The sequence below is a fragment of the Hoeflea phototrophica DFL-43 genome (assembly GCF_000154705.2).
Lineage (GTDB): Bacteria > Pseudomonadota > Alphaproteobacteria > Rhizobiales > Rhizobiaceae > Hoeflea > Hoeflea phototrophica.
In genome coordinates, this window is sequence record NZ_CM002917.1 from 4,234,465 (window position 1) to 4,245,318 (window position 10,854).

Annotated in this window: 9 protein-coding genes; 7 read left to right on the forward strand and 2 right to left on the reverse strand. The window is 54.0% G+C overall.

Translation table 11 applies throughout. The features are described 5' to 3' along the window. Positions 1-12: 12 nt before the first annotated feature. The gene (locus tag HPDFL43_RS20030; RefSeq protein WP_040449390.1) at positions 13-1,356 is read right to left on the reverse strand and encodes an ABC transporter substrate-binding protein; all 1,344 of its coding nucleotides are present in this window, start codon (positions 1,354-1,356) and stop codon (positions 13-15) included. Positions 1,357-1,504: 148 nt separating this feature from the next. Here HPDFL43_RS20030 and HPDFL43_RS20035 point away from each other — a divergent pair, with 148 nt between their 5' ends. From HPDFL43_RS20035 to HPDFL43_RS20065, 6 genes are all read left to right on the forward strand, one after another. Continuing rightward, positions 1,505-2,521 carry an ABC transporter ATP-binding protein gene (locus HPDFL43_RS20035; protein WP_007199247.1) on the forward strand — a complete coding sequence of 339 codons (1,017 nt, stop codon included), beginning with the start codon at positions 1,505-1,507 and terminating at the stop codon, positions 2,519-2,521. After that, the gene (locus HPDFL43_RS20040; protein WP_007199248.1) at positions 2,502-3,251 is read left to right on the forward strand and encodes an HAD family hydrolase; all 750 of its coding nucleotides are present in this window, start codon (positions 2,502-2,504) and stop codon (positions 3,249-3,251) included. Before HPDFL43_RS20035 ends, HPDFL43_RS20040 begins: the two co-directional genes overlap by 20 nt. Positions 3,252-3,619: 368 nt before the next feature. Next, positions 3,620-4,801: a tyrosine-type recombinase/integrase gene (locus HPDFL43_RS20050; protein WP_040449393.1), complete on the forward strand. Its 1,182-nt coding sequence runs from the start codon at positions 3,620-3,622 to the stop codon at positions 4,799-4,801. A gap of 221 nt (positions 4,802-5,022) precedes the next feature. Next, positions 5,023-5,862, forward strand: a complete 840-nt coding sequence (locus HPDFL43_RS20055; RefSeq protein WP_156970347.1) for a hypothetical protein — start codon at positions 5,023-5,025, stop codon at positions 5,860-5,862. Between the two features lie 93 nt (positions 5,863-5,955). Continuing rightward, positions 5,956-6,219, forward strand: coding sequence for a helix-turn-helix transcriptional regulator (locus tag HPDFL43_RS21805; protein ID WP_007199252.1), 264 nt, complete (start codon positions 5,956-5,958; stop codon positions 6,217-6,219). After that, positions 6,216-7,064, forward strand: a complete 849-nt coding sequence (locus tag HPDFL43_RS20065; RefSeq protein ID WP_007199253.1) for a hypothetical protein — start codon at positions 6,216-6,218, stop codon at positions 7,062-7,064. The genes HPDFL43_RS21805 and HPDFL43_RS20065 overlap by 4 nt, the downstream gene beginning before the upstream one ends. Positions 7,065-7,336: 272 nt before the next feature. Here the strand turns inward: HPDFL43_RS20065 and HPDFL43_RS20070 are convergent. After that, a protein-coding gene (locus HPDFL43_RS20070; RefSeq protein WP_156970198.1) for an IS3 family transposase occupies positions 7,337-8,424 on the reverse strand; the annotation gives its coding sequence in 2 pieces (ribosomal slippage) (positions 7,337-8,169 and positions 8,169-8,424; 1,089 coding nt in all). A 72-nt stretch (positions 8,425-8,496) separates the two neighbouring features. Between HPDFL43_RS20070 and HPDFL43_RS20080 the strand changes: the two genes are divergently transcribed. Then, positions 8,497-10,176 (forward strand): DUF927 domain-containing protein, encoded by a 1,680-nt coding sequence (locus tag HPDFL43_RS20080; RefSeq protein WP_040449396.1) that lies wholly within the window; start codon positions 8,497-8,499, stop codon positions 10,174-10,176. Positions 10,177-10,854 lie beyond the last annotated feature (678 nt).

The window sequence follows — 10,854 nt, forward strand, 5'->3', positions numbered from 1 at the left end:
CTGCGCGAAGTGTTACTGCGCGAGTGGCTTCGCACCGGAATAGTAGCCGGCAGCCTCGAGGATCGCTTCCATACGGGTGCCAATCTCTTGAGCACCTTCTTCGGTGGTCACTTCACCCAGCATCATCTTTGTGCCCCACTCCTGCACCACCTCGGTGACTTCAGGCCATTCCGCGAAACGGGGACGGAATTCAGGCACACCTTCCTGCCAGCTCTCGACCAGGGCCGGGATGTATTTGAAGGTCTCGGCCAGCTTGGGATCGGCATAAGCCGATTGCCGTGCGGACACGCCGCCACGTTCGACATACTCTACAGCATTGGCCTTTGATGTTGCCCACTGAATGAACAGATAGGCAGCGGCCTGCTCGGCCTCATCCGCCTGGCTTGCCACAGCCATCGAGAAGCCGCCAAGAGCAGGCTTGCGGCCGGCCGGCCCCTTCGGCTCCGGAGCGATCTCGACGCAATCGGCAACCTTCGACGTCTCCGGCGACACCACACTGGAGTAGAATGCCGACCACTCCGTGATGATCGCAATATCGCCCTGCGCAAAGCCGTTGACGACTTCAGCATGGTCATAGGCCACAATCCCGTCGGGCATGTACTGCATCAGCTCCTGACGGAACTTGAGACCCGCCTGCGACTCTGGCGAATTCAGGTTGGATTTGAATTCGGCGTTCAGGAACGACCCACCAAACGGCCAGATCATGCGGGCAAAACTATCCGCGGACTGGGTCTCATTGCGCTTGGACTGAAGCGCAAATGCATATTTGCCGTCCTTTGTCAGAGCCGGACCATAAACGTCCTTCAACTCCTGCCATGTTTCAGGCGGGCCATCGAAACCTGCCGCTTCGAGCATGCAGCGGTTGTAGAACATCAGGCCCGAATAGTTGTCCACCGGAAGCCCATAAATGGTATCGTTCCAGCCACCAAAGGCGTTCAGCACGAGCGGGAAAAAGTCATCAATATCCAAGTCCGGATCGACGGTATCGGGGAACTTGGCCTGAACATCGGCAAGCGGCACAATCCAGTCATTTTCCGCGAAGTTGCCGATCCACACAAGATCGATCAAGGCAACATCGAGATCGCCGCCAGCGACGAAATCGCGGACCTGCTCACCAAGCGCATTTTCGTAGGGATGCTTGATGATGTTCACCTTGATGCCGGTTTCGGCCTCGAACTCAGGCAGCATCGCCTCAATTGCCTCGTAGCCGGGGCGCAGCAGAAACACAACGTCAACCGTGGTCCCAGCATAAGGCTCGGCCGCTTTAGCCAGGCTCCAGCCATGGCTTTCAGCCATTGCGTTGGTGGCCATGAGCCCCGCAAAAGCCACTGAACACAGTAGTTTCTTCACACTCATATTCGATCTCCTCCCTTATCGCAGTAAATGATTGACATTCATATGTCTCTGCGTGATTACAAATGTAATTGGGACTGGTTCAGAAATGCAAGCCCTTTTTTTGGCCAGACATCTGAGATAGGAAAACTGGATATGGAGGAGTTCCAAGGTGGCAACCGTTGAAATCCGGAAAATCAATAAATTTTACGGCAAGATGCAGGCGCTATTTGACGTGGACCTGGACATATCCGATGGCGAGTTTGTCGTCTTTGTCGGACCATCGGGTTGCGGAAAGTCCACGCTTCTGCGTGCACTCGCAGGATTGGAAAGCATCAGTTCAGGCACCCTTTTGATCGGCGGCAAAGACGTGTCTCATGCCGAACCTGCGGACCGCGACGTCTCCATGGTTTTCCAATCCTATGCGCTTTATCCCCATATGACCGTACGACAGAACATGGAGTTCGGCATGAAGGTGAACGGCGTGGCTGCCGACGAACGCAACAACCGGATCATGGAAGCCGCGCGCATCCTGCAACTGACAGACTACCTTGACCGCAAGCCGTCCCAGCTTTCCGGCGGGCAGCGTCAGCGGGTCGCCATCGGGCGCTCCATTGTCAAGAATCCTGCGGTCTTTCTGTTTGATGAGCCGCTGTCAAATCTTGACGCAAAGCTCAGGGTTCAAATGCGGGTGGAGCTCGAGTCCCTGCACAAGCAACTGGCCGCAACGATGATCTATGTGACTCACGATCAGGTGGAAGCCATGACGATGGCTGACAAGATCGTTGTTCTCAATGGCGGCCGCGTCGAGCAGGTCGGGACCCCGATGGAAATCTATCATACGCCAGACAGCAAATTCGTGGCTGAATTCATCGGCTCCCCGGCCATGAATGTGTTTGAACTCAAGGGAATGAGCAATCTGCCGCTTCGCCCTGATACGGTCTATGTTGGCTGCCGCCCCGAGCATCTTGTCATCGCACCGAAGGGTGGGGGAAACCTTGATGCTTCAGTCAAGAACAAGGAACAGCTGGGAGGCGAGAATCTGCTTTATCTGGCGATTGAGGATGGGCCAACACTTGTCGCGCGGGTTGATGGAGACGACCAAACCTCCGTCGGAGATGAAATCGGTTTGAAGATTCCCGAAACACGCATGCACCAGTTTGATCGTGATGGCCGTGCACTTCGATAAGGGCCAGGCATTCCTGGCAAGCCTCAGCGACAGCCCCGGTCGTTCGTTTGGCATCCCTGATCTCGTGATCTTTGATTTCGACGGCGTGATCGCAGACAGCGAGCTGATCTCGCTGGCATCTCTGCAAACCGCCCTGAACGATTTTGGGGTGCAACTGGAGCTGCCCGAGGTCCAGCGGCGGTTTCTGGGCAAATCAGTTGGCCAGATAAAGACCGAGGCAAACACCCTGAACCCGAATGGGATATGGGATGGCTTTGACAAGCATTGGTATTCGGTTCTGTTCGACCGCTTCGAAAAGGAGTTAGCCTCGCTCCCCGGTGTCGTCAGTCTGTTGGACCGGCTCGACGAGCTCGGCCTACCCTATTGCATCGCCTCAAGCGGCAGCTTGAAACGGATCAATTTTGCTTTGAACATTATAGGCTTAACCTCACGGTTCCGTCACGTCTTCAGCTCGGAACAAGTCAATCAGGGCAAGCCTGCTCCAGATCTTTTTTTGCATGCGGCCAACACCTTGGGGGCGAAGCCGGAACGATGCATTGTCATCGAAGATTCTGCCTTCGGCATTCAGGCAGGAAGGTCTGCCGGCATGCACACCATCGGCTTCCTGGGAGGGGCTCACCTTGAAGGCTTGGAGGGTTCGCACCGGAACTTGCTGCTGGAACAGGGCGCTCACGATATCATATACGCCCTTGATGAGATCACATTCAGCAGCCCCCGGCGTATGAGCTGAATCCGGGCGATGATCGAGGGCGTTTGGGAGCCTGCTTTGCGGAAATCATTTCCGCGTTTAGGGATGATACGCCTGACGATACAGGCAACGATACATTCTGAGTTTCTGACATTGGCAAAAGCCCTTGTTCTGGGCGGCCAGATTCAAAAAAACCTTATCTATCAAAAACTTGGGAATGTCCGCTTTTAGGGTCCCGAGGGGATGGCGGAGAGGGTGTCTGCGAACTTAGAATTCAGGCAGGTGCAGGGACGTCCATTTTGTGTAATGATATCAATTCGTAATCCAAAACGCTAGTCTAACGGCGTCCAGTGGAATACGCTACAATCTGATTCCGAATGTGGTACGGAATGTGGTGTGTGAGAGTTTGGATGTCGAAATCAAAAGGCCTGCATCCGGATAAAGCGCTGACCGCTTTGAAAATCCGTCAGATCAGTAAACCAGGCAGGTATGCCGATGGCAACGGACTTTATCTGATCGTTGACCCATCCGGCGCAAAGCGTTGGGTGCTGCGTACCATGGTGCAGGGCAGACGGCGCGACATCGGTCTTGGTGGCCTTTCGATCGTGTCCTTGGCGGAGGCCCGCGAAACTGCACGTCAGTACCGCCGTGTTGCCCGTGATGGCGGCGATCCGATCGCCGAGTTGCGCAAGAAGCCCGAAGATGCGCCAACCTTCAGCGAAGCAGCGGAGAGGGTTTTCAAGGATCACAAAGCCAGCTGGGACAATCCGAAGCACCAGCAACAATGGATAACCACGCTCAGGACCTATGCATTTCCGGTTTTGGGGGAGATGCGAGTGGACCAGATCCAGACACCGGATGTGTTGCGGGTGTTGTCGCCAATCTGGCTGAGCAAAGCAGAAACCGCGCGGCGAGTGCGGCAACGGATAGGGACCGTACTGGATTGGGCAGGGAGTGCCGGATATCGGCACGGCGAGAACCCGACATCCGGCGTCACCAAGGGTTTGCCCAAACAGCAAAAGAATAAGGGTCACCATGCCGCGCTCCCCTATGCGGAAGTTCCTGCTTTTGTGTCGCGGCTGCGATCATCGACCAATGACGGGCAAGCAGCACGGCTTGCTTTCGAATTCCTGATATTGACCGCCAGCCGTACCAGTGAAGTGCTGAAGGCGCGTTGGACAGAAATCGATCTGGAGGGGGCGATCTGGACCGTTCCCGCAGTGCGAATGAAAGCCAAGCGCATTCACCGTGTGCCGTTGAGCACAAGGTGCCTAGAGATCCTCAAGGAGGCTCGGAAGCTGGATGTCGCCAGTCCCTATCTGTTCTCCGGTACCGCTAGCGACCGGCCTTTCTCCAACGCCGTGTTCCTCGCCATGCTTAAGCGGATGGAAGTCACCTGCACGGCGCACGGTTTCCGGTCTTCCTTCCGGGATTGGGCAGCAGAAACCCCCAGCTACCCGCGTGATGTGGTGGAGATGGCGCTTGCCCATACCATCACAGACAAGACAGAAGCCGCCTATCGGCGCGGGGATATGCTGGACCGGAGACGAACCCTGATGCAGGATTGGTCGAAGTTTACCGATTCCTCATAACCACGATTAACACGACTGAGGCTTGCTCAAGAATGTCCAGAAATTCGAAAATAGAATTCCTATTTGATCACCAATTTCGTGGGCTTAAGAGCTTGAGAAAACGTTGTGCGATAACCCTGCTCTTGGATGACGCAAATGCTGAGAAAATCGCAGAGCGAATGTTTGTGTGCCTGAATAGTTCAAATGGACCAAGCCCCATAAAGTATAGCATAATAAGATCCTTGAAAAATTTTAACTTGTTTGAAGAGGAAATGCTTGATGGCCGACACATTAAGTCAGCTTCCACCATTCTGTTGTGGATTAAAGCGGCGATCAACTATCGGCAAATGCTAAATGAGTTGCCTGATGAGGGGATAGAAAAGCGATTCGACGAGATCCGTGCCGAACAACTTCAGGATGAGGCCGCAGTTGATGAGGAGGAGTTCTTCAACCACCACGATGCGGACGCAGATTTCAACTACTGGCTCGAAATGGCCTGCTGGAAACCGGAAGAAGCAGTCGCATTGTCAATGGGAAAAGACCCAAAGGTAGTGAACACGGCAACACTGAACAAAGAACTCGAGGAACGGATGAATGAGACAGCGGCTGCGTCTCAATCCGTATTCTTCAGAGAATACCTCAAACGATGCGAGCAGGTTAATCGTGCTCAAGAAATCGGTAGGTTACCGGAAAACATCACCCCATCAGCCTTCTTAGAATGGGCGAATGGGCAGAAAATGGCTTTAGATGGAAAACTTGCAGAGTCCTTGGTTGGCTTTGCTGGCCCGAATTCTAACTCCAGCTCACATCAAAACGAAAATCTGCACGGTAAGACCCGTGGTGTTTTCTTAAAAATTATCTTTGGCCTAGCCGTCTCTCATTACGATCAAAGTACAGACCTTTATTCTCGGGAAAATACCGACGTGGCACGGCGGATTTCGGATGATCTCAGGCTGACCGGCATCGACGTGGATGAAAAGACTGTCAGAAAATATCTGAAAGACGCTAGCGAGTACCTGATTGGTCAGGACATAAAGCTCAAAACGCCTTCAGCCTCAAACAGATCCAATAGGACGCAATAGCGTCCGGAATATTCCGCGGAACAAAGAATATTCCGCAAAAATTACCTCAGGTTCCGGTTGTCGGCAACGACGCAACCGCAAAGGAACCTTGATATGAGAAGCACGAAACTCCCACCCACAGGCTTCATACGCCTCAACGCCATCTTGGGCCCCAATGGTCCATTACCGATCAGCCGTTCAAGCTGGTTCGCCGGAGTGAAAGAGGGCCGCTTCCCAAAGCCGGTCGCTCTGGGACCGCGGACCTCAGCCTACAAAGTTGAGGACATCCGCGCGCTCTTGGCGCAGTTCGATGACCAAGACCAGCCTGCTTCCCCATCTGTTGCACCAGCACAGGAAGTTGGGGGGACCGGCCAATGACCTACCAGCGCTCGTTAGAGAAGCTCCTTGGTATGGAGACAGCAGAGGAAGCGGAAACCAGCTGGAATTTGCTTTGCAAGCGGGTCCGAAAAGCCGGGTTGGAAAGCTCCGGATTGGCGAAACTCCTCAAATGCAGCAACTGGACACCATGCCTGACCGAAGCCTGCCCGAAATGCAGGCGGCGGCTTAGAGTGAACCTGGTAGGCGAGTCCTGCCGGCTCGACTTACCCAATGCGAGTTTCATAAGAGCAAGCCTTGTCCCTGATGGGATGACGTGGGCACCTGGGACTTTGGGTGAGGTATACCTCACCCGGGTCATCCAGAACGTCCGGAAGCGGATCGAACGGTCTGACCTGGCCGACAAGATCATTGTCGGGGGACTGGACGTGTCTCACAACTCACTTGCCAACATAGTGAAGGCTTGGCAAGGGCAGCTCTACCTACTCGTCAACAGCGACGATAAGCGCCGCGTTGAAAAGGAGATCAGGGTTACGTTCGAGTTTGGTTCCTCCGCCCATCGGCCAATATCCGTGGCTTCGGTCAAGGATGGCGATTTTCTGAAATGCCTGACCTACTCGTACAAGAACGAGTTCTACCAGCGGTCCTCGTACCTGGAAAAGCGTCTCAAGAAGGACGGTACGCCCCGCATGCGAACCAGCCCACAGGCCCTCAGCGTTGCTCAATCTCTTGAGCTTGCCACATGGTTTGCTGATTACGCGGTCGGTTCGCGATTGATCCTTCGGAACATCAAGCGTGTAACGCCGCCGCAATCGCCGAAATTGATCCTTCAGCTGAAGAAGCCAATTGTCGGTAAGCGGAGTGCTTGTCGTCAAGGTGACGACTGAGGAATCGTTGAAACCCACAACAGACGCGTCAAGCACACTTGTTGATGCGTCTGTTGGCTAATCCGGTTTGACGGAAGCGTAACACTGCTATCGCCGAAGTCGATCGGACAACCACTCTCACGAAACACCGAAACCAGCGCGGTAAGCGCGGCAAATCCCAATGCCGCGCGTACCTCGACACCACAACCATGTCTCGATCCCTGAGAAATAGGACACGAAAAGGAAAATCAAATGGTAATCCCCCCGTTTTTAACGGGGCTCGGCGGTAGAATTCACGCGGCCATTTTGAGTTTCTGTGCGGGAGTTATGCCGCCGATGCCCATATTGGGCCGTTCGTTGTTATAGGTCCATAGCCATTGCGTGGCGAACTCCTGTGCCTCCTCGATGCTTTCGATGATGTATTGGTCGAGCCATTCATGCCGGACTGTGCGGTTGTAGCGCTCGACATAGGCATTTTGCTGCGGCTTGCCGGGCTGAATGTGGCTCAACGCGATGCCTTGTGTTTCGGCCCACTCCATCAGTTTACCACTGACATATTCGGGGCCGTTATCGACTCGTATCGACATCGGTTTGCCGCGCCATTCGATGATCTGGTTCAGACTGCGGATGACGCGCTCGGCGGGAAGCGAGAAATCCACTTCGATGCCGAGCCCTTCGCGGTTGAAGTCGTCAAGGACATTCAACAGCCGGAACTGCCTTCCATCCTCCAGACGGTCCGCCATGAAGTCCATGGACCAGACCAGGTTTGGCTGATCCGGGACGGCCAGTGCATCCGGTTTGTCCCGCTTCAAACGCTTACGCGGCTTGATCCGCAGGTTCAGTTCCAGTTTGCGGTAGATGCGATAGACACGCTTGTGGTTCCAACGATGTCCCTGGACGTTGCGCAGATACAGGAAGCACAGGCCAAAACCCCAGGTCTTCTTGGCCCTCGTCAGTCCGATCAGGAGATCGGCAATATGCTCATTCTCGTCGTTCAGCTTTGCACTGTAACGATAACAGGTCTCGCTGACCTCGAAGGTGCGGCAGGCAAGCGCAATACTCACCCCTCGCAACGCCACTGCTTTCCCGGCCATCTCCCGGCGTTGAGATGGCCGCGTCATTTTTTTCCAAGAGCCTCTTTCAGAAGTTCGGCCTGCATGCTCATCTCGGCATACATTTTCTTCAGCCGGCGGTTCTCGTCTTCCAGAGCCTTCATCTGGCTGATCATCGAGGCGTCCATGCCGCCGTACTTGGCCCGCCATTTGTAAAATGAGGCCGTGCTCATCCCATGCTCCCGGCACAACTCTGGCACCGGGACGCCGCCTTCTGCCTGGCGCAGGATCGCCAGGATTTGTGGTTCGCTAAATCTGCTCGTCTTCATCGAAATCTCCTCGATCATATTGCCGAGAAAATTCTACTTTTGAAGCCCGTTATTTTGAGGGGGGATTACCAAATGACCGACACAACACCTTCAACCGGCAGCTATTCCGTCGCTATTTATGAGCACGAAACCGACAAAACGGATCGCCTGCGGATAACATTTCCCCGCACCAATGGAAGGGACGAGGGCGAAATTATCGTTCGCCCCTCAGAGTACAATAAGCGCTCGCAGTTCATCGACAAACTTATGGATCTTGGCGCACTGGAACCCGATAAACACAAGTGGCCGACCTTCGCTCAGATAGCAGAAAGCGCGAACCAAGACTGCGTTCCGATTGTGACACCAACAATCGGCTGGAAAGGGGAGCATCCCAACCGCGGCTTCTTGCTACCCGGATATTGGGTAGGTGATCCAAGCGCTGAACCATTGCTGATGCCCGGTGCCCGAGATGATTGTATCGCGAATGGTGTTGCCGGGGATCTGTTGACATGGAAGCGGGAAGTCGCTGTGCCGGCGAAGTGGTCACCCTACGTTGCGATCGCCCTACTCACATCATTTGCAGGCTCCCTGTTGGTTTATAGCAGAATCAGAGAGGGCTTTATCGTCAACATCGCCGGTCAAAGTTCGACGGGCAAAACATCCGGAACGAATGCCGGGGTCTCAGTGTGGGGCGACCTAGGGAACGCATCGATCTGGGATTCTACCCCAAGAGCCCTCGCCGAGACCGCCGCTGCTCATAGAGATATTTGTCTGATTCCTGATGACACCGAATTGGCCGGTGACGGAAAGACCTCAGGCCTCGAGCGTTTACAAAACGACATACATACGCTCGCGTCTGGAAAGCCCAAGAGGCATTCAAAATCTGTAAGCGGCAGAGATCAACTGCCGAGATTGGATGCGAGGTGTACAGTCTTAGCATCGAGCCCGGAAACGGTTGAAGACCACTACCGTAGAAGGGGATTGAAGCGAACCGATGGTGATAGGGTGCGGTTGCTTGAGATGAGGGTTCCGGATGCTTCAGAAGGCGGCATCTGGAAATATCGTCCGGATGATGAAAAGCGCACCCCGAGCGAACTTTCTGATGCGCTGTATGTTGCGGCAACAAAAAATCATGGTGTAGCTGGCAGGGCTTGGATCGACTACCTTGTTAGCGTCCAGACTACGCTGGAAGAGGACGTGGCCAAATACAGCCGCGACTTCATCCAACGCTATGCCAAAGACGCATCAGGTCCCAAGCTCAGGATCGCCGAGAAAGGAGGGTGTTTGTTCGCAGTAGCGCGAATTGCACGCAAGGCAAAAATCCTTCCGTGGTCAACAGAGTGCGCGCGTGAAATCACGTCCTTTGCCTATCAGGAGTTCCTGAAGGCGGGCTTCCCGGATGAGGCCGATGCCACCACTTTCATGGGCGCTTTGCACGCAAGGCTGAAGACCAAGGGTGTGTTCTTAAAGGTCCGCGACGGTGCCCTGAACTCTGTTGATCTGCCTGCCGACTTCGACGGGTTCGCACACCAAAAAACATCGAAGGTTTATATTCGATATGATGCCTTTGTCGACATCTGCGAACAGTGCCTTCCAAGCCGTGCTGGGGGGCAGAAGCAAATTGGCTCGCTTATCTCTGCCCTCCAGGCCTCTGGCGTTCTCCTACCTGGTCATGGGCGCGGCTCGACCCAGGACACAACGATTGCCAAGGGGAAGCTTAAGCTGTTGGTTTTCGATTTGAACGTGATGCGAAAAATCACAAGCAAATCATAGCCTAATATGGCGGCTCTCTTTTCCGTGCTCAAGTTCCTTCTCAGCCTAAGCTTGCCGGTGTGGTCCTCCTCGATCGCATGTATCTTTCAGTCGGCAGCCATGCTGGGGCGCCAAATCGGTGAACCAAACTGGCCACCCCGTGGATAGACTGTGTAAGTCTTGATGGCTTTCTGTTCCTTGAGGAATATCAAGACGTTTGAGTTCAACTGGCCATCCAATTTGGCTGCCAAGGTGTTAAACCTGCATTTGCTTTTCCTTGCTCAAATGCCTCACGGGAATTCAGGACAGGAGTGATGCCTTTTGGAACGGTAACAATTTTCCGACGGCGAAAGGCATACGCAGAGCCAAATCTTTATCTTGAAACTGGCCACCCCGTGGATAGACTGTGTAAGTCTTGATGGCATCGGCTTCCTTAGCGGAATATCAAGGAAGTTCTGTTCACTTCACGACTCGTATACGTCTGCCAAGGAGTTAATCTGACCGCAACCCACGGTTTTACAGATGCCTCACGGGAATTCCGGACAGCTATTGATGCCTTTTGGAACGGTACCAAATCACAAGACGGCGAAAGGCATACCCACATCTCCTTCTTTATCTTGAAAATGTGACCGGGATTAAGGTTTTACTCGGAGAGCTGCTTGTTAAAACAATGTTTGTTGTAATGAGATAGTGCTTTGG

Excerpts from the sequence above, each read along its gene's own strand:
- HPDFL43_RS20030 (WP_040449390.1), bottom strand. The coding sequence starts at position 1,356 with ATGAGTGTGAAGAAACTACTGTGTTCAGTGGCTTTTGCGGGGCTCATG.
- HPDFL43_RS20040 (WP_007199248.1), top strand. The coding sequence starts at position 2,502 with ATGGCCGTGCACTTCGATAAGGGCCAGGCATTCCTGGCAAGCCTCAGC.
- HPDFL43_RS20050 (WP_040449393.1), top strand. The coding sequence starts at position 3,620 with ATGTCGAAATCAAAAGGCCTGCATCCGGATAAAGCGCTGACCGCTTTG.
- HPDFL43_RS21805 (WP_007199252.1), top strand. The coding sequence starts at position 5,956 with ATGAGAAGCACGAAACTCCCACCCACAGGCTTCATACGCCTCAACGCC.
- HPDFL43_RS20065 (WP_007199253.1), top strand. The coding sequence starts at position 6,216 with ATGACCTACCAGCGCTCGTTAGAGAAGCTCCTTGGTATGGAGACAGCA.
- HPDFL43_RS20080 (WP_040449396.1), top strand. The coding sequence starts at position 8,497 with ATGACCGACACAACACCTTCAACCGGCAGCTATTCCGTCGCTATTTAT.